We start from the raw sequence: 19,797 nt of genomic DNA on the forward strand, positions 1-19,797 counted from the left end.
CGTAAAGTTACCGATAAATGTCGGTAACTATCAAATAACTTATCACTGATTTTTACTTGCTTTTTCGCATATAAACTTAAGGTAACCAGAATGTTACAATGACCTATCAAGAACCGTAAAAGAGTACCCCAAGTTGTAGAAATAGGGCTAATATACGGTAACATCACTTATAACACACTACAAATCACAAAGTTACAAGAAACAAAGTAAGTTAATTTGAACGATTAAAAACAGGATTTTTCCCCTTAAACGCACAGGATTATTGTAAAGTGAACCCGAAAACAACATGTGCATCCTGCGCGGCAGGATTCAATATCACTCGGCTAAAAACAGGCAAGGAAAACCTCTTTGAAATCCGAATCTCTTTCGCGGCGGATAACGCGATATTACACACATCAAAACCTCCGGTTCCATACATATTCCGGCTCTCGTAAGGAGTAAAACCCAGTGTTGCAGTCAGGTTGATCTGCCGAACCGTGAACGGGTAATTCAATTCCACGTAAGAAGAATAATTCTGTTTCCCGTCCCGGGCATCCTTATCAGCTCCCCAAAACATCGTGTTCCAAGCCACGGACAAGGGAAACCTTTCGGAAATTGTCCACGAAATCCCGGCCTCCAGACGATGTTTCGTGTCATGATTGTCCAAATTAAAATACTTGGCAGAAGAATTATCCTCTTTTTCCCAGAACTTGTCACCTTCCCACCAGTAGTCGGCAACAGACACGGATACACGTCCGAAACTGTAGGCAGCCGTAATATCAATTTCCTTGTGTAAATCGCTGATCTCTTTCGATCCCCAAACCGTAAGCGAGAAGTTACCCGCACTCATTCCTAGAGTTGGTTGGATACTGGCTCCGGCATTGTAAGCTCCACGCCATACGTAAGAACTCACCACGTCGGCACTCACTTTAAAATTCACCTTGCCGACATCATGATTCTCACTCGTTACCTTCTTTTCAACCTTCTTCTCCGCGGGAACATTCTCTTGTCCACACACATTTAAAGCAAGGAGCAAAGCCCCTGCCATCATCATTGTTTTCTTTACTAATTGCATATTAAAACTTATTTAATTAAAGGGTAATAACATCCCTTGCGATCACCCGACCGTTTCCTCCATTTTTAAGAAATCGGGGGTGTCCCAAAAAGTCATTTTTTAAACTCCCTCCCCCTTCGGGGTACTCCCTCTATAAACAGAGGGAGAGTTGAAATACTCCCTTTCTTCGGGAAGAGTCACCAGCTCCTCCTCTGTTCTCCCTCCCCATCCCCCCTTCGGGGTACTTCCCCTCAGGCAGGGGAAGAAAGAGGTGGCACGAAGTGACGGAGGAGTTTTTTTGAAATCGGGGGATGGACGCATCCCCCGATGCAAAATAAACACCTAACTAAATCAAACTAATCGGCTTTCTCGTCCAAGGCCATATTTAGTTTTAGAACATTCACTTTCGACGGGCCGAACATCCCCAACAAGGGGCCTTGTTTCACCTTTTCAACAATCGCTTTCACCGCCTCTTCCGACATTCCCCGAGCTTCGGCAACCCGTTTCACCTGCACGTAAGCCGAAGCCACGGAAATATCCGGGTCCAAACCGCTGCCGCTGGCCGTCACAATATCGGCAGGAACTTCCTCCCGTTTCAGGTAGGGATGTTTCACGAGAAAAGTATCGATACGACTCTCCACCTCTTTCAGATACTCCGGGTTCGTCGTTGCCTTATTACTTCCGGCCGAACTGGTTGCATCGTACCCGTCACCGGCACAGGAAGGCCGTCCCCAGAAATAAATATCCTTCGTGAAATTCTGTCCCACGTTAGCACCCCCGACCACTTTTTCGCCAAGCACTGCCACCTCGGCGTTTCCACCGTTCGGTCCTGCCACCTTGGCAAACAACCAAAGGACAAGTATGTAGAAAACACTAAAAAAGACACAAAATACAAGGGTCAATCTGAATGATTTCAATAAATTCGATTTCATGATTATCTTCATTTACAAGTTTCCATTTTATAATAACCAACCGATCAGTAGATCGATCAACTTAATCCCAATAAACGGGGCAATAATACCTCCCAACCCGTAGATCAGCATATTCCGACGTAACAAGGCTGAGGCTCCGATCGGTTTGTAAGCCACCCCCTTCAACGCCAACGGAATCAGTAACGGGATGATAACAGCGTTAAAGATCACCGCAGAAAGAATCGCGCTTTCAGGGCTGTGTAATCCCATGATATTCAACACGCCCAGCGAGGGAATTGTTGCCATGAACAAGGCAGGAACGATAGCGAAATACTTGGCGACATCGTTCGCTATACTGAACGTGGTCAACGTACCCCGTGTCATCAATAGCTGCTTCCCGATTTCTACTATTTCGATTAACTTCGTCGGGTCATTGTCCAAATCGACCATATTTCCCGCCTCTTTCGCTGCCTGTGTTCCACTGTTCATAGCAACCCCCACGTCGGCCTGTGCCAAGGCCGGGGCATCATTCGTTCCGTCTCCCATCATGGCCACCAATTTTCCCTCTTGCTGTTCCTTCCGGATGTACTCCATCTTGTCTTCCGGTTTTGCCTCGGCAATAAAATCATCCACACCGGCTTTCTGAGCAATATACTTTGCAGTCAACGGGTTATCCCCTGTCACCATCACCGTTTTCACACCCATTTTACGCAACCGCTCGAAACGTTCCCGGATACCCGGCTTTATAATATCCTGTAACTCGATAACACCCAGAATCTTCTCGTTCTCGCAAACCACCAGCGGGGTTCCCCCGTTACCGGAAATCGTGCGGATCCTTTGTTCCGTTTCCAGCGGAAATTCGTTCCCGGCTCTCTCCGCGATCGCACGAATGGAATCGAAAGCCCCTTTCCGAATCCGGGTACCGTCTGCCAAGTCCACCCCGGAACAACGGGTTTCGGCAGTAAACTTGATCATCCGAGTCACGGCCGTGTCAATATCCCTCATCCGGAGATGACTCTCCCGCCCTAGTTCCACGATAGACTTTCCTTCCGGTGTCTCGTCGGAAAGCGAAGACAACATACAAGCTCTCACGAAATGCTGTTCATCCACCCCGGCAGAAGGATAAAAACGAGTGGCCTTCCGGTTACCGATCGTGATCGTACCTGTTTTATCCAACAACAACGTATCTACGTCACCCGCCGTTTCGACCGCCTTACCCGATTTTGTAATCACGTTGGCACGTAACGCCCGGTCCATCCCGGCGATACCGATCGCCGAAAGCAATCCCCCGATTGTCGTCGGGATCAAGCACACGAACAGAGATATAAAAGCTGCCACCGTGATATTGGTTCCCACGTAATCACCAAAAGGTTTCAGCGTCGCGCAGACAATCACGAACACCAGCGTGAACCCGGCCAACAGGATGGTCAGCGCGATCTCGTTCGGGGTCTTCTGGCGAGATGCACCTTCCACCAGAGCGATCATCTTATCCAAAAAGCTCTCACCCGGCTGGGTCGTCACCTGTACACGGATCTTATCGGAAAGGACCTTGGTTCCCCCGGTCACGGAACTCTTGTCCCCTCCCGCCTCGCGGATCACCGGGGCGCTCTCACCCGTGATGGCACTCTCGTCAATAGAGGCTAATCCCTCGATAATTTCCCCGTCGGAAGGAATCACGTCCCCGGCCTCACACTCGAAGACATCTCCTTTCTTCAATTGAGAGCTACTGATCACCTGTACTTTACCGTTCACGATCATCTTCGCCGGAGTCTCCTCTCTCGTTTTTCGTAAACTATCAGCCTGTGCCTTCCCTCTCGCTTCGGCGATAGCCTCGGCGAAATTGGCAAACAACAAGGTGATAAATAATATGATGGAAACAGCCACGTTATAACCGAATGACCCTTGATCCGTGATCCCGGCAAAAAGAAAATACAACGTGGCAACAATCATCAACACCGTACAAATCTCCACCGTGAACATCACGGGATTCTTTACCATCAGCCGCGGGTTTAACTTCACGAACGACTGCTTCAAGCTCTCCAGCACCAATTCCCGCGGGAAAAGTGAAGTTGATTTATTGGATTTCATATTCATACACGATTTATAATTCAAATTCTAAAATGATAAATAATCAGCGATAGGCCCTAACGTCAATGCCGGGAAGAACGACAAGGCTGCCACGATAAAGATTACGAGGAAAGTCATGACGGCAAAAGTCGTCGTGTCCGTCTTTAGCGTACCCGCGCTCTCCGGGATAAACTTCTTACTTGCCAGCAACCCGGCAATGGCCACCTGACCGACAATCGGGAGGTAACGTCCCATGATCAGCACGATACCGCACGTGTAGTTCCAAAAATAGGTGTTATCGCTCAATCCCTCGAAACCGGAACCGTTATTGGCAGCCGAAGAGGTGTACTCGTATAGCATCTCGCTTAAACCGTGGAACGAAGGGTTATTCAGCCAAGCTCCCGCCAGTTCGGGATTGTGAGCCGCCAAAAAACTAGCTATCGCCGTGAACAACAAGATAAAGAACGGGTGAGCCAATGCCACGATCATGGCGATCTTCATCTCTCTCGCCTCCACCTTCTTCCCTAGGAACTCCGGGGTACGCCCGACCATCAATCCACTGATAAACACGGCTATGATGATAAACACGTAGTAATTCATGAATCCCACTCCGACACCGCCGAACCAACAGTTTATCATCATGTTCAACATCGTGAACATTCCCGTGATGGGAGTCAGGCTATCGTGCATACCGTTCACGGAACCATTGGATGTTACCGTAGTCACCTGGCTCCACAGGGCCGTACCCGCGGAACCGATACGGATTTCTTTACCTTCCATGCTTCCCAGCTCTTGGGCTACTCCCAGCTCGTTGATCTGCTCACTGCCTCGCATTTCAAAATAATGAGCGGCAAAAACACCCACAAGGAAGGCAAATAACATCACTCCGAAGATCGTGTATGCTAACTTTTTGCGTTTCAAGTAGAATCCCAGCGCGAACACCATCGCCATCGGGATAATTAATATCGACCAACATTCCGTCATGTTCGTCAGGAAAGTCGGATTTTCCAAAGGATGGGAAGAATTCACCCCGAAATAACCACCGCCATTGGTCCCTAACTGCTTGATCGGCACGATGGCAGCCGTCGGTCCCTGTGAAATCATCTGGGTCTGTCCCTCCAACGTGGTCACTTCCATTCTCCCGTCAAAGCCCATCGGAACACCTTCTATGATCAAGATAAAACCAACAACCAAAGCTAACGGTAACAAGATTCGGGTACAACTCTTCACGAGCAACGCCCAGAAGTTACCGAAATCCCGTGTCGTTTTGGCAGCCATCGCCCGGAATATCCCGGCCAACGCGGCCATACCCGTGGCGGCAGTGATAAACTGAAACAACATGATCACGAACAACTGGGTGAAATAAGTCAATCCCGATTCACCGCTATAATGCTGCAAATTACAGTTTACCATGAAACTGATACAGGTGTTGAACGCCTGATCGGGTGTTTGTCCCACATTCCCATCCGGGTTCAACGGCAGATGCCCCTGGAAGACCAGAAGGAACATTCCCCAGAAGAACCAAAACAGGTTGATCGTCAACAATGCCACCAAGAATTTCTTCCAGTTCATTGACTCTTCCGGGTTTATACCGCCTAATTTAAACATCCATCTCTCCACGGGAGCCATAAAATCCGTCCATACACGCTCCCCTTTGTACACTTTTGCAATGTAACGCCCCAACGGATAAGCCAGTACCACCAACAGGACGACTTGCAATACACTACCTAGAATCTCTGTATTCATTTCTTATTTTATCTAAAATTTCTCGGGCCGAACCAGTACATACATCATGTACCCGAACATCACCACACTAAAAATAAATAATACCGTAAACATCTTTTCCTCCTTTAAATCTTCTCAAACCAATCAATACACTTAAAGAAAAACCAGTAACAGACGACGCCTGTCAGACACAAGAAAATAAATGATAATACCTGTTCCATAATTTCATATATTAATTCAATAATCTTTGCTCTTGTGATACCAATGGTATGCCACACGAAGGAACAATTATTATAACCATCTATGAAACAAGAATATAAACATCCTTATAGGAAAGAATAAAAGACAAGAAACCCTACCAAAATGAAAAGGTCATCCTTTCATTTCGGTATAGCAAAACGGAAAACAAACGAACGATACTTGTTATTTGTCTCCCAACCCGTATTCCTCGATTTTACGGTACAAAGTAGTTAACCCGATACGCATCAACCGGGCAGCCTCCGTCTTGTTGCCCCCCGTGTGTTGAAGAACCCTCCGGATATGATTCTTCTCGATATTCGCCATGTCGAAATCGGAAAATCCTCCCGTTTCTCCCGCAGCCGGGACCGGACGTCGCAATTCAAGCGGCAGATCATCCACCGTCAACTGCCCCTCTCCCGCGATCACGATACTCCGTTCCACCACGTTACGCAATTCCCGGACATTTCCATGCCAGCCGTAACGTTTCAAACATTCCATGTAATCCGGATGAATCTCCAACCCCTTCTTCTTCATCTTCGCCCCGAAATATTGCACGAAAGCCCGCGCGTACACTTCTATATCCTCCACCCGTTCCCGCAATGGCGGTAACGGAATACAGAAGACGGAAAGCCGGTAATATAAATCCTCCCGGAAATGCCCGTTCCCGATCTCTTTTGTCAAATCCCGGTTCGTGGCTGCGATCACCCGCACGTCCACCTTCGTGGGTTTCGTATCTCCTATTTTAATAAATTCACCAGCCTCCAGAATACGCAGCAACTTCGCCTGCAAATCAAACGCCATTTCCCCGATCTCATCCAAGAATATCGTGCCGTGATTCGCCTCTTCGAACAATCCCTTTTTGTCCTTCAAAGCGCCCGTGAAAGAACCCGCTTTATGTCCAAACATCTCGCTTTCCAGCAATTCCTTGCTGAAAGCCGCACAATTCACCGCCACGAAAGACTTCTTGGCCCGTTCGCTATTCCGGTGAATCGCCTGCGCGAACACCTCTTTCCCCGTTCCGGTTTCCCCCGTTAATAGCACGGGGACATCCGTCACGGAAACCTTCTTTGCCAGCGCAATGGCCTCCCGGATTGCCATTGAACTCCCCAGAATCGTGTCAAACGAGTATTCCCGATCCATCGGAATCTCCGCCTGACTCTCCTGCTTGGCCTTTGCCACCTGATCCATAGCCCGACTGATCAACGGGATAATCCGGTTATTATCATCCCCTTTCGTGAGATAATCAAATGCCCCGTTTTTGATCGCCTGCACCCCGTCGGGAATATTCCCGTGGGCCGTCAGCATGATCACCTCCACCAGCGGCTTTACCCGCTTGATCTCCGCAATCAACTCCACCCCGTTCCCGTCCGGCAAACGCACGTCACACAACACCACATCCGGATCGTGCAAAGCCAATTGCTTTAACCCGTTCTTGCAGGAATCCGCCTGGAAGACCTCGTACCCCTCCAGCCCTATAATCCGGGATAATAATCCCCTTAATTGATCTTCATCGTCTATAATCAGTACTTTATTCATAAAACGCCAATATGGGTACGAAGATACAATCATTTTATTACATTAAAAAGAACACGGGTTTTCAAAAACGACTTTCACCTAAAAACCAATAGATAACATTCGCCTATTCGTAGATAAAAAACGGCTCTTTATTGATTATTTTTCAGAATTATCACGATCTATCTTACTTTTACTCAACAAGCAAGAAAAAACATCATGTTCATCAACTTACAAATAGAACCCCAACTTTCTCGTTTCACCCCCATCACGCTGGATGAAATGGGAAAGGTACGCTTGATGAACCGGATAGATACAAAATTTATTACAAATTCGACAAATTGGTTACACCTTCTTCCGTGTTTTGGAAAAGACTACCTCGTGCAGGAAGTCATGGGCAGGCGCATCGCATCCTACCATACCATTTATTATGATACACCCCACAACGCGATGTACCTCGCCCACCATAACGGGAAAAAGAGCCGGGAGAAAATCAGAATACGGGAATATGCCGACACCCGGCAAACCTTTTTAGAGATCAAAGACAAGAGTAATAAAGGCCGTACAGACAAAAAGAGGATCCTGTTACCGGAAACACGACAAGTTATTTGCCCCGCGGACAACGACTTTCTGAGCCGTCATACCCTTTTCGGGACTGACGAACTACGGCCCTGCCTGGAAAACTATTTCGAACGAGTGACTCTCGTCAACCGGGATAAAACGGAACGCCTAACGATCGACACGAACATCCGGTTCCGTAATCTTCACACGGGTAGGGAGCAATCCCTTCCCGATCTCGTGATTATCGAGCTGAAACAGGACGGCAACCGCCCGTCACTTGCCCGTCAGCTACTTGTCGATCACCATATCCACCCAGGCGGGTTCAGTAAATTCTGTATCGGCTCCGTGCTGACCGATCCGGCATTAAAACAAAACCGATTCAAACCTATCCTCATACAAATTAATAAAACCTTGAATTATGAACTCTTTTCTTGACCTCACGGAAGACCTGCTATCCGAAACTCCCTTGATAGACATGGCAGACCTCTGGCAACTCTTGTTCCGGTTCGTCTTCAACTTTATCGTGGTCGGAATCATCATTCATTTCTTCTACTACCCGAAAAGCAAACGCCGGGACTACTACTTCACGTTCACCCTAATCAGTATCAGCGTGTTCTTCCTTATCTTCCTGCTCGGCAGCGTGAAACTGAAAATCGGTTTCGCTCTCGGTATTTTCGCCATCTTCGGGATCATCCGCTACCGTACAGAATCCGTGCCTATCCGGGAAATGACCTACTTGTTCACGATCACGGCTTTGTCCGTTATCAACGCCCTGTCCATCCAAGTGGGCCTCACCGAGATGCTCGTGACAAACGCCATCTTCCTGCTCGTGACCTGCCTGTTGGAAAGCGAGAGATGGCTGAAACACACGAGTAGCAAACTGATCCTTTACGACCGGATTCAACTTATCACGCCCGACAAACGGGAAGAACTCATCGCAGACCTCTCCGCCCGCACGGGGCTACACATACAAAAGATCGAGATCGGACATATCGACTTCCTTCGGGATGCCGCGTTCATCAAAGTTTACTACGAATCGGACAGCCGGGAAACAAACACCGTGGATCATTTAACCAAATTCCCAAAAGAAGGAGAATAACACCATGCGCTACATCACGATCATAATATTATTACTTTCAGTCCTGCCCCTGACGGCACAAGACAACCTAGAGAATTCATTTAGCATTGAACTCTCCAAAAAGATATTCCCAAAGTTCACGATCACGCTGGAAGAAGATTTCCGCCTCCGTGACAACTTCCAAGAAATAGATCGTTTTTCAACCACGCTAGAAATTTCTTATCGGGTCTGCAACCACCTGAAAGCGGGCGGCGCGTACAATCTAATTAACTACAATCATCCCTCCAAAGATTGGGAAACGCGCCACCGCTACTATTTCTATTTCACGGGTTCCTACAAATTACGTCGTTTCACGTTCTCCCTGCGGGAACGGTTTCAGAGTACCTACCGGGTACACGTGAAAGAAACGGCAAAACGGGCAAATCCAAAACTTTACCTCCGTAGCCGTCTGAAAGTAGAATACGACATACGCCGGTCAGCCTTCGAACCGTTCGCCTCCATCGAATGGTACAACACGCTGAATAACCCGCAAGGCAACAGCATGGATCGCCTGAAATACATCATCGGCAGCTGCTATAAACTCAATAAAAAGAACGCCCTTCAACTGTATTACCGTTACGTGAACTTCACGGATGACGACGAATCAAACGGGAAACAGATGCTAGGATTAGGTTACACGCATAAGTTTTAACACCATGAAAAACACCGAACAACGACAAAGAATACTGGAAAACTTAGTTTATGCGCTGGCATGGATCATCGTATTCGCCGTTCCCGTATTACACTTCGACCGGGAAACAGGCCTTAACTGGGACGACATTTCACGGGAATGGATGATTATTCTCCCTTTCTTCATGCTCTTCTGCGTTCACAACTACCTCCTGTTACCCTTTTTCCTGCTGGATAAGAAACCGTGGCAATACCTCATTGTCACGCTGGGAGTTATCCTTGTGATTTTCATATATAACCCGTTTGAAACCCGTCAAACAATCCCCCATCCCCGGCCATTTACCGAACGTCCGTTTGAAAACGCTCCACGCCCCGGAGAAAGAGGCCCCGGCGGTGAACGTTTCACCCCCCCGTCCGGTGAACAAATGCCCCTACCGGAAAAGAAGGAACAAATGCAACCTCAACAAGCGAAAAAGGCCCCGTTCAAATTCAAGGCCCCATTCCCTCGCAATCCGTTTTTCAACCAACTCCTGCTGGCTATTCTCATGGTCGGATTCAACGTAGCAATCAAACTTCTGTTCAAATCCATCCGGGACGATCGCCACTTGAAAGAACTGGAAAAACAAAACCTGCAAACCGAACTGGAATATCTGAAACACCAGATCAACCCGCATTTCTTCATGAACACGCTGAACAACATTCACGCCCTGATTGACGTTGACACGGAAAAAGCCAAAGAATCGGTGATCGAACTCTCTAAAATCATGAGATACATCCTCTATGATTCAAGTCAACCGATAATTTCTCTCCAAAAAGAAATCACGTTACTGAACAACTACATCGCCTTGATGCGGATTCGCTACACGGACTCCATCGACATCAGCGTAAATATAGCGGACAACCTGCCGGACGTGCAGATCCCGCCACTTCTTTTTATCTCGTTCATAGAGAACGCATTCAAACACGGGATCAGCTACCAGCATCCCTCATTCGTTCATATCATGCTGGAAACACGGGAAAAAGAACTCTCATTCTACATCGTGAACAGTAACTTCAGTGATACCCATAACCCTTCCGGTATCGGGCTGGAAAACGTGACCAAACGGCTCCAACTACTCTATGGTGACAAATACATCTTGGAAACCCGTGCCGAAGAAAACTCGTTTAGTGTAAACCTTATTATTCCAATAGAATCATGATCAGTTGTATTGCTATCGACGATGAACCCCTCGCCCTGCGAAAACTGGGTGACTATATCAAGAGAACCCCATTTCTTGAACTGGAAAGTTCATGTTCCAGCGCACTGGAAGCCATGCGGGTTCTCTCGGAAAAGGAAATAGACCTGATGTTTATCGACATCAATATGCCCGATCTCAGCGGTATGGATTTCGTGAAATCTCTGGTCCGAAAACCGATGATCATTTTTACCACGGCCTACTCGGAATTCGCGCTTGAGGGGTTCAAAGTCGATGCAACCGATTATCTGTTAAAACCATTCAATTATCAGGACTTTCTCCATGCCGCCGACAAAGCGAGGTTGCAACACGAGTTATTCTCACGTCCTCTCAACCGCAGCGAGGAAGGCGAAACCCCCGATAGTCTCTTCGTGAAAGCCGATTACAAGATGATCCGGATAGATTTCCGGGACATTCTCTACATCGAGGGACAAAGCGAATACGCCCGGATTTTTCGGGAAAACCAACCACCCGTCATGACACTTCTCAGCCTGAAAGCAATCGAGGAACGGCTACCCACCAACCGTTTCATGCGAGTGCATCGCTCCTATATCGTACATCTCGACAAAGTGAAGGAAGTTGCTCGCAACCGGATCATTTTCGCCCCGGACACCTATATCCCCGTGGGCGACCAGTACAAGGATAACTTTAACCGATTTCTTGATACAAATTCGTTAATCAAAAAATAAACTACCATGAAAAAATACGTGTACCTTGCCCTATTCATTGCTATTGACATCGCTTGGGCATGTAGCAAATCGGATACAGACCTTCCGGATCTTGTTGATGATCCGGAAGAGATTACCATCAACGACGTACTGGAATCTGATCCGGAAGACTTCGTGGAAAACGCCACGTTTACCTCTACCGTCACGATCAAGTACTCCGGGAATAATGCCACGGTTTCCTCCCTCCCCACGGGAGTAAGTGTATCATGTAACGGGGCCGACGTGACAATCACCTCTTCTATTGATCAAGTAGAATATATCTTGTCGGGAACCTCTCCCGACGGAATGTTCAAACTATACAGCGATAAAAAATTCAAACTGACACTAAACACCGTAAATCTGACTAACCCTGACGGTCCCGCCATCAACATACAATCGGGTAAACGAGCTTACGTCGTACTACCCGACAACACGACGAACACCCTCACGGACGGAACTTCCTACACCTCTTCCGGCAGCGAGGACATGAAAGCCTGTTTCTTCAGTGAAGGACAATTGGTCTTTAGCGGTACCGGTTCGCTGAACATCACCGCCAACTACAAACATGGCATTTGTAGCGATGACTACGTGCGCATCCGGGCAGGCGTTACTCTCTCCATACAGCAAGCCGTGAAAGACGGCATCCATGCTAATGATTACGTGCTGATAGATGGAGGTACACTCCACATCAACGCCTCCGGTGACGGGATTGAATGTGAGAAAGGCTGTATCGAAATCAACGGGGGAGAGATCACAATAAACAGCACGGACGACGGGATTGTCGCATCCTGCGAGGACAATGATTACACGATCTCCCCTTTCATCAAGATTAACGGGGGTAACCTAACGATCACGACGAGTGGGCAAAAAGGTATGGCAATAAAAAGCGAAAGTAACACCACCATTAACGGCGGGGACCTCCGTCTCGCCGTCTCGGGCGAGGCCTCCAAGGGAATCAAATCCGGGGGACACGTCGTGATTACCGGGGGTACATTAGACATTACCACCACGGGCAACGCCTTCTACGAGAGTAATGACATATCCTCGGCGGCAGGCATAAAATGTGACGGCAGTTTTAAAATAACCAATCCCGGAACCACTCTAACGGTCACCAGTAGCGGCTCCGCGGGTAAAGGCATTAACTGTGACGGAACTCTCACGATTGAGAATTGCACGGTAAATGTGACAACCACGGGTAAACCTTATATATACGGTCGTCTGGACGCCTCGGCCAAAGGTATTAAAAGCGATGGAAATCTCACGATTAAAGGTAGTAACGTCACTGTTAAAACAACCGGGGGCGAGAATAGCGAAGGTATAGAAAGCAAAGCCACCCTCACAATTGAAAGCGGAACGATAGAAGTTATCGCCTACGACGATTGTATTAACGCGGCGAATGCTATCGTGATCAATGGCGGAATGATCTACTGTTACAGCTCCAACAATGATGGCATTGACTCCAATGGAACCCTCACCATTACGGGAGGTACCGTGATTGCCTCCGGCACAACCATGCCGGAAGAAGGATTCGATTGCGACCAGAACACTTTTACAATCACCGGGGGAATCATCATCGGAACAGGCGGGAGTACCAGTACCCCGACCACAAAGACCTGCACCCAACACTCTCTCGTTTACGGGACCTCCGGAACCGAAGGACAAATTATAAACATCCAATCTCCGGATGGAACGAGTATATTAACCTACCAATTACCGAGATCATACACACAATTAACCTTCCTATTCAGTAGCCCCTCCCTCGCTGCGAACACGACTTACACCGTAAGCACGGGCGGTAGCGTGGCAGGTGGCACTGAATTCCACGGGTTACACACGAACGCAACCTACACGGGCGGTAGTTCGGTAACAACCTTTACCACAAATTCCATGGTAACCTCTGTTGGTTCCACAAGTGGCGGAGGAGGACGGCCAAACGGACCGGGCAGCTTCGGTGGAGACTAGGGGAGGTTATTACCTTAGGAAAAGATGGGGAGAGAGTCTGCCATTGTGTGCTAACTCTCTCATTATTTGATTGTTTTTCGCAGAGAGGGTGGGATGACTCGAAGTCCTTCGGACTTCTCATGAACGCGTTACGAACCCACCACCCCTTCGTTCGAATCCTTTAAAATACAAAAAGAGAGTCAGCTTTTGTGTGCTAACTCTCTCATTATTTGGTTGTTTTTCGCGGAGAGGGAGGGATGACTCGAAGTCCTTCAGACTTCTCATGAACGCGTTACGAACCCACCATCCCTTCGTTCGAATCCTTTAAAATACAAAAAGAGAGTCAGCTTTTGTGTGCTAACTCTCTCATTATTTGATTGTTTTTCGCGGAGAGGGAGGGATTCGAACCCCCGGTACCTCGCAGTACAACGGTTTTCAAGACCGCCGCAATCGACCACTCTGCCACCTCTCCAAATGCGGATGCAAAGATAAAGGAAAATTTAAATCCACAAAAGAAAGAATTTGTTTTTTCTCAAAAATATCCATCCCAATTAATACAGTTTAAAATCCCGATCCCGTAAACTCTTGACGGCAAGTTTCTCGTGTAAAACCAAAGGAGCTAACTCTTCTCCCGACAGACTTGATTTTGCCGGGATAAAAACCACGTGAGGATAGTTCAAAATAAGACCATGTAGTAATTTCACCCGCTCCATGTGAAAATCAGAAGTAACAATGAACAACAAATCCGGCCTCTCCCGCTCGATTATCGGCTTTGACATCCGGAAGTCCTCCACCGTATTCGTGGTCAGCGCGAATTCCAAGAAATCACTTTCCCTTACCCCTCGCTCGATCAAAAAACGTTTTGAATAATAAGCATGAGGATGATTGGTCGTGTTGAAGGATTCACCAAATCCCCCGGTACAAAGAATCTTCACACCATCATTATGAAGATAAAGCCCTAATGTACACTCTAGCCGATCCACCGCCATCGGGCTTAAATTTCCCTGTTCATCATTCGGTGCCCCCAATGTTAAAACGATCTGTTTCATATAATACCCCGGTTAGTTCAAATTTACGATTCCAAAGTTAAAGAATATTCATTATTTTTGTAAACAATACAACGTATTATTAACACAGGCAAAATGACAGAATCATGGACGGAAAATTAAGTATCAACACGGGTACCTGCATTAAATGCGGCAAGTGCGCACGAGTATGCCCTTCACAAATCATCACACAGGAAACAAAAGGCTCCACAGTAAAAGTACAAAACGTAGAAAATTGCATCGCGTGCGGGCATTGCGTGGCAGTGTGTCCTACCAGCTCGGTACTTCATTCCGAATTCCCGCCTGAAAAGGTACACGCATTCAAATACAGTGACTACCCCACCCCCGAACAAATGATGCTCGTGTGCAAAGCCCGCCGTTCGAACAGGGCATTTTCGACCAGACCGATTCCCAGAGAGATGCTGGAACAAATCATCGAGGCCGCCCATCGTGCCCCAACGGCAAGTAATATGCAACAAGTACACTTCACACTGGTAACCGATCCCAAACAACTGAACGCAATCAGTCGTTTCACGCTAGACGTATTTAACTCGGCCGCCAAGAAATTGAAAAACCCGATACTAAAACCCATCTTGAAACGAATTATGCCGGACGCCTACCGTTACCTACCCGTGTTTGACCGCCTGAACCGGGAGTATGCCAACGGACACGACATGATTCTGCGGGGAGCCACGGCCGCCCTGTTTATCCACACGCCAAAAACCAGTCGTTTCGGGAGTGCAGACGCAAATCTGGCTTATCAGAACGGGTCACTCATGGCGGAATGTCTCGGGGTAAACCAATTCTACATGGGATTCGTCTGCACCGCCATCCATCAGGAAAACAAGGGAACTCTCGCTAATATGCTGGGAATAAACGGTACGATTCATGCCGCCATGGCCCTCGGTATGCCGGAATTCCGTTTCTCCAATTACATTGACAAAAAAGACACGGTAGAAACAGACCTGTAATTTACCACGCCTCCAAACCGGAACTTACTGTTCCTCGAGTAGTTTCTGTAACTTTGCCGGAGTAAGAACTTCTCGGGTATAAAATTTCCCATCCACGAACACGCTATACGTGGTGAGCGGCGCCCGATGATCCCGTGCCATTTCACGAGTCATTATCGGGTGTACCCGCACGGGAACACTTGAAGATTGAATAACCGGATCTAGTAGTTTGATATAGGGCACCGTAAAAGGACATTGTGCCGTGTAAAATATATCTATTCCCTTAACATCATCGCCCAAACCGACAGAGGCACACGATTTAAAACGAGGAAACGGAGCATCCGGTCTGAACCGTTTTACCAATAATTCGATGTTCGGAACACACGAATCACACACCTCGTACCCGTGCCTGATGAAAAAAGCCTTGTCCGAAAGATACGGTAACTTCTTCTTCCCTACCATCACGGCCACACCGTTTGTACCCGCAACATCTTCCTCACACGTTTTCAACAACTCCCGACCGTATCCGTGTCCTTTAAACGATCCGGCCACCCACAGGCAATTGATGAAGGTGTAGCCGTCCGCCTCGATAGGCACCCAAGCATATTCAGCCGGTAAATACTCGATGAAAACTTTTCCCCGGACATTCAGTTTGACAAACTTCAATCCCTCCTCCATACGACACGCCAACCACTCTTTCTTGGCCTCCACTCCCTCAGCACTTTTCTTGTCGGACATGGCACAACAAATATGTTCCTGTCCTATATTCTCTTGGGTTAAAATCACTTTATCCATATTCTCATTTTGCAGATAAAGATACAACAATTATATACACAATAATCCCTATTTCGTAATTTTCCGAACAACCCGACAAGGATTTCCCACGGCAACCACGTTAGCCGGAATATCCTTCGTCACAACACTCCCCGCACCGATCACCGTATTAGCACCAATAGTTACTCCCGGTACAATCGTCACGTTTCCCCCAATCCAGACATTGTTCCCGATATTTACCGGATAAGCGTATTCCAACCCCGAATTACGAATCTCCGCATCCAACGGGTGACCTGCCGTGTATATGTTCACATTCGGGGCAAGCATCACGTTATCACCAATCGTCACGGGAGCCACGTCGAGAATCGTACACCCCACGTTCGCATAAAAATTCTCCCCGACGCGGATATTATACCCGTAATCACAATTAAACGGCTGTTCAATCAGAAAATTATCCCCTGTACTTCCTAATAATTCCCGCAAGATACGTTCCCTGATCTCTTTCTCGGAAGGCCGGGTATGATTATAATCGTACAACAACTCTTTGGCCCGAATCCTCTCCGCGTATAGTACGGGGTCCATGGCGTTATACAGCTCCCCGTCAAGCATCTTCTCTTTCTCTGTCTTCATCATTTTTTTACTTTATACAAAAAGGCTGTTCGGAAAGTCTTATCCAGTATCTACAAGCTACCCCCTCCAACTCCCCCTTACACAGGGGGAGAGCTGATTACCAAGCGGTTTCTCCCCCTGTGCAAGGGGAGTTAGTGGGGGTAGTTGTTGAAAAAATGACTTTTCGAACAGCCCCTTTGACTAAATATATTTTCCTCTATCAAGCGTCTTTCTTGGCATACTCGGACAATTCACACCCGAAAGTATCCATCAGGTAATTATCCAGCTCATCTGCCTTGAACGCCATATTCGTGATATTTTTCTGTACCTCGTCTGCAAAATCAGAGAAGATGTCGGAGATGTGAATCCGGTAAGACAGGTAAATCTGATTACCGTCCAATCCCAATTGATAAGGTTTCACCTCTGCATTCAACAAGTACGTCAACACGGGTTCGAGATTCTTCTTCGGTAACACGTTGATCGGTGAAGTACAGAACAGGTAAGAACGCTGGTACACGAACATACGGATCTCTGAACTTCCCTTGTGGAACACCCAACTCTCGTAACCGACACGGGCCAACACGGGATTAATTCCCATAGCCTGAATAGCTTCCTCGCAGAAAACTGCCAAGTCGGTCAATGAACGTTCCTGGAAAACATTCGATGGCAACTTATCCCCGCATGACGGGCAATATTCCTCTTCATCGGAAATAAACTCGTCACAACTGTTACATTGCACGTTATATACACTTGTATCCAGATCACCGATCTGTTCCAATAACTCACGTAAAGCCGTCACCGGAATACCGAATCCCATGTTATCTGCATCCGTGATCTTGCTTGCCGTGATTGCTACCAGTTCATCCCGGTCATTGAACATCGGTCCCCCGCTGTTTCCCGGATTCACGGCGGCATCCGTCTGGATATAATAACTATCGTTAATCAACTGCCTTGGGGACGACACGGTTCCCTCGGTTACCGTGAACGGCATCCCGAACGGGTAACCTGCCACGTTGATCTTCTGTCCGATAGACACGCTATCTAACGCAGACAAAGCGATTTCCGGTAGGGCGGAGAAATCCCCCTCAGCCTTTAAAAAGGCTATATCCTTTGCCGGGTTCACCAACACGACTCTAGCGTAAAAACGATTTTTGTCGTTATCTTGCAGGGCAACCTCGCGGAAACCGTCCACCACGTGGTAATTCGTCACGAACAGGTCATAATTTTTCAAGTAAAAACAACTGCCTGACCCACCGGCATGATTGACCTTATATACAGCGTTAAAAATATTCTGTTCCATAATCATTAAATTTCATTATTGTTGCTGACCGTTTCCCATATAAGTGGCGGCTAACTGTTGTACTTTCAACATATAATCTTCCATACTCACCTGTCCGGCAGCTAGCTGTTGCTGCAACTCCTGCACCTTCTGCACATACTCCATCATTCCACCGCCCTGTTGCATGGCTTGTGCCGCTTGTTGCATTCCTTGCTGCATCATTTGCTGCATACCCTGCATCATTTGGGACATATCAAATTCACCTTCCTCGTCGTCGTCATCATCCGGTTCCAACTCTCCCTCCATGATATTATCCATGGCAGCATGTAAGATCGGGGCAGCCTCATCCCAAGGTTTAGCGGAAGCTTTTTCCAAGGCACGAACCACAACCGCATTCACGTCATCCTGCACGTTATTATAATAGTACATCTCGTAGAACTTGTAAACAATCATCAAACAGCACGTCATGTAATCACCCGTTTCAAACGCTTGGGTGGCACGATTGTATGAATTCTCGAAATTCTCCTGAATATTCTTCAAATTAGAACGACGTTTATCCGAAATAAAGGTCTCCACGTAGTACAAATCCTCAGCCCATTGCTCTTTTGTCATTCCCTGCAAGCGGGCAATGACAGACTTCCCGTAATTCACCACTTCCGGCAGCGGAATATCTTCCCGATCCATCTCGGAAACGGCCTTATTCAAGTCGTTCAACAACTGTCCCTGCGGGTGAGCGTAATACAATATCTTCAATATCGTCGTGTCCAGCACGTTCCACGCGAACCCGTATTTCCGGTCCGCCTCGAAATCCTTCACGGCATCCATACACTCCTTACAACTCAATTGTACCACCTCGTAAACCGTGTTCAGCGTCTCATCATCAAAAGGAGTTACTTTCGGTTCATATATCCGTTGAGCCCCGAACTTGGTCTCGAACTCGTCATCATACTTGTCTCCCGTGTTACAAATCTCCTGAAGAATATAATAAATCTTGTAAGGATTTGCCAGTGCCAGCGGGCAAGTGTACTCGAATGCCAATCGATCCTTTTTCAACTCAACTTGAGCCAAGTCCATAGCATTAAAATTCAAGCCTGCAACCTGCCGTAACAAGGGAATACGATTCTTCTCCGGCAAAGAGAGAAACGGTGCGTGAATCAACAACCGATCATCCTCGATCTTTATATTCACCACGATCGAACCATGAGGAATATTAAATTCCGTTCCTTGCGCATTCCCGTATTTCTCACGGAATTCGTCGTTCACATAGTCCAATAAAGCATAGAACGACTGCAAATATTCTCCATTATCGAACGCCTCTACGCTCGTGTCGAAATAATCGACCTTAATTTTACTTTCCGTAGAAGCGATCGTGGAAAGGTTAAATGTCAATGTTTGTTTCATGACTTATAATGTATTAAATAAATAATTATGATTCACGCGCTCACTCGTGCCACATCCAC

Annotated in this window: 17 protein-coding genes and 1 tRNA gene; 7 read left to right on the forward strand and 11 right to left on the reverse strand. The window is 47.4% G+C overall.

Annotated features, from left to right (window positions below):
- Positions 1-259: 259 nt before the first annotated feature.
- The 5 genes from F1644_RS05005 to F1644_RS05025 all read right to left on the reverse strand — a co-directional run bounded on the left by F1644_RS05005 (position 260) and on the right by F1644_RS05025 (position 7,512).
- Complete coding sequence (locus F1644_RS05005; protein ID WP_229782482.1) at positions 260-1,054, reverse strand: hypothetical protein; 795 nt, start codon at positions 1,052-1,054, stop codon at positions 260-262.
- Positions 1,055-1,389: 335 nt separating this feature from the next.
- Entirely contained in the window at positions 1,390-1,965 is a 576-nt protein-coding gene (locus F1644_RS05010) for a K(+)-transporting ATPase subunit C (protein WP_118305831.1), read from the reverse strand.
- 27 nt (positions 1,966-1,992) lie between these two features.
- Complete coding sequence (gene kdpB, locus F1644_RS05015; RefSeq protein WP_087422240.1) at positions 1,993-4,032, reverse strand: potassium-transporting ATPase subunit KdpB; 2,040 nt, start codon at positions 4,030-4,032, stop codon at positions 1,993-1,995.
- Between the two features lie 27 nt (positions 4,033-4,059).
- The gene (gene kdpA / locus F1644_RS05020) at positions 4,060-5,757 is read right to left on the reverse strand and encodes a potassium-transporting ATPase subunit KdpA (protein ID WP_118305828.1); all 1,698 of its coding nucleotides are present in this window, start codon (positions 5,755-5,757) and stop codon (positions 4,060-4,062) included.
- Positions 5,758-6,159: 402 nt separating this feature from the next.
- The gene (locus F1644_RS05025; protein ID WP_118305827.1) at positions 6,160-7,512 is read right to left on the reverse strand and encodes a sigma-54-dependent transcriptional regulator; all 1,353 of its coding nucleotides are present in this window, start codon (positions 7,510-7,512) and stop codon (positions 6,160-6,162) included.
- A gap of 195 nt (positions 7,513-7,707) precedes the next feature.
- Between F1644_RS05025 and F1644_RS05030 the strand changes: the two genes are divergently transcribed.
- From F1644_RS05030 to F1644_RS05055, 6 genes are read left to right on the forward strand one after another with little or no spacing between them, the layout of a single operon-like run.
- Positions 7,708-8,484 carry a polyphosphate polymerase domain-containing protein gene (locus F1644_RS05030; RefSeq protein WP_118305826.1) on the forward strand — a complete coding sequence of 259 codons (777 nt, stop codon included), beginning with the start codon at positions 7,708-7,710 and terminating at the stop codon, positions 8,482-8,484.
- Positions 8,468-9,148 carry a DUF4956 domain-containing protein gene (locus F1644_RS05035; protein WP_118305825.1) on the forward strand — a complete coding sequence of 227 codons (681 nt, stop codon included), beginning with the start codon at positions 8,468-8,470 and terminating at the stop codon, positions 9,146-9,148. Before F1644_RS05030 ends, F1644_RS05035 begins: the two co-directional genes overlap by 17 nt.
- Positions 9,149-9,152: 4 nt before the next feature.
- Positions 9,153-9,818 carry a DUF2490 domain-containing protein gene (locus F1644_RS05040; RefSeq protein WP_118305824.1) on the forward strand — a complete coding sequence of 222 codons (666 nt, stop codon included), beginning with the start codon at positions 9,153-9,155 and terminating at the stop codon, positions 9,816-9,818.
- A 4-nt stretch (positions 9,819-9,822) separates the two neighbouring features.
- Positions 9,823-10,995, forward strand: a complete 1,173-nt coding sequence (locus F1644_RS05045; protein ID WP_118305823.1) for a sensor histidine kinase — start codon at positions 9,823-9,825, stop codon at positions 10,993-10,995.
- On the forward strand, positions 10,992-11,720 hold the full coding sequence (locus F1644_RS05050; RefSeq protein ID WP_118305822.1) for a LytR/AlgR family response regulator transcription factor: 729 nt from the start codon (positions 10,992-10,994) through the stop codon (positions 11,718-11,720). Before F1644_RS05045 ends, F1644_RS05050 begins: the two co-directional genes overlap by 4 nt.
- A 6-nt stretch (positions 11,721-11,726) precedes the next feature.
- On the forward strand, positions 11,727-13,700 hold the full coding sequence (locus F1644_RS05055) for a carbohydrate-binding domain-containing protein (protein ID WP_118305821.1): 1,974 nt from the start codon (positions 11,727-11,729) through the stop codon (positions 13,698-13,700).
- 366 nt (positions 13,701-14,066) lie between these two features.
- On the opposite strand, the gene F1644_RS05060 is transcribed toward F1644_RS05055, so the two are convergent.
- A tRNA-Ser gene (locus tag F1644_RS05060) sits at positions 14,067-14,151 on the reverse strand.
- Positions 14,152-14,230: 79 nt separating this feature from the next.
- Positions 14,231-14,728 carry a YdcF family protein gene (locus F1644_RS05065; protein WP_118305437.1) on the reverse strand — a complete coding sequence of 166 codons (498 nt, stop codon included), beginning with the start codon at positions 14,726-14,728 and terminating at the stop codon, positions 14,231-14,233.
- Positions 14,729-14,832: 104 nt separating this feature from the next.
- Here F1644_RS05065 and F1644_RS05070 point away from each other — a divergent pair, with 104 nt between their 5' ends.
- Positions 14,833-15,696 carry a nitroreductase family protein gene (locus F1644_RS05070; protein WP_118305438.1) on the forward strand — a complete coding sequence of 288 codons (864 nt, stop codon included), beginning with the start codon at positions 14,833-14,835 and terminating at the stop codon, positions 15,694-15,696.
- Positions 15,697-15,720: 24 nt separating this feature from the next.
- Here the strand turns inward: F1644_RS05070 and F1644_RS05075 are convergent, their stop codons facing one another.
- The 4 genes from F1644_RS05075 to F1644_RS05090 form a co-directional block, all read right to left on the reverse strand.
- Positions 15,721-16,470 (reverse strand): GNAT family N-acetyltransferase, encoded by a 750-nt coding sequence (locus F1644_RS05075; protein ID WP_118305439.1) that lies wholly within the window; start codon positions 16,468-16,470, stop codon positions 15,721-15,723.
- Positions 16,471-16,518: 48 nt separating this feature from the next.
- Positions 16,519-17,079 (reverse strand): sugar O-acetyltransferase, encoded by a 561-nt coding sequence (locus tag F1644_RS05080; protein ID WP_118305490.1) that lies wholly within the window; start codon positions 17,077-17,079, stop codon positions 16,519-16,521.
- A gap of 199 nt (positions 17,080-17,278) precedes the next feature.
- Positions 17,279-18,358 carry a trypsin-like peptidase domain-containing protein gene (locus tag F1644_RS05085; protein ID WP_087422067.1) on the reverse strand — a complete coding sequence of 360 codons (1,080 nt, stop codon included), beginning with the start codon at positions 18,356-18,358 and terminating at the stop codon, positions 17,279-17,281.
- A gap of 15 nt (positions 18,359-18,373) precedes the next feature.
- Positions 18,374-19,738, reverse strand: coding sequence for a type III secretion system chaperone family protein (locus tag F1644_RS05090; protein WP_118305440.1), 1,365 nt, complete (start codon positions 19,736-19,738; stop codon positions 18,374-18,376).
- Positions 19,739-19,797 lie beyond the last annotated feature (59 nt).

Origin of the sequence: Butyricimonas paravirosa (genome assembly GCF_032878955.1) — a bacterium.
Classification (GTDB): Bacteria; Bacteroidota; Bacteroidia; order Bacteroidales; family Marinifilaceae; genus Butyricimonas; species Butyricimonas paravirosa.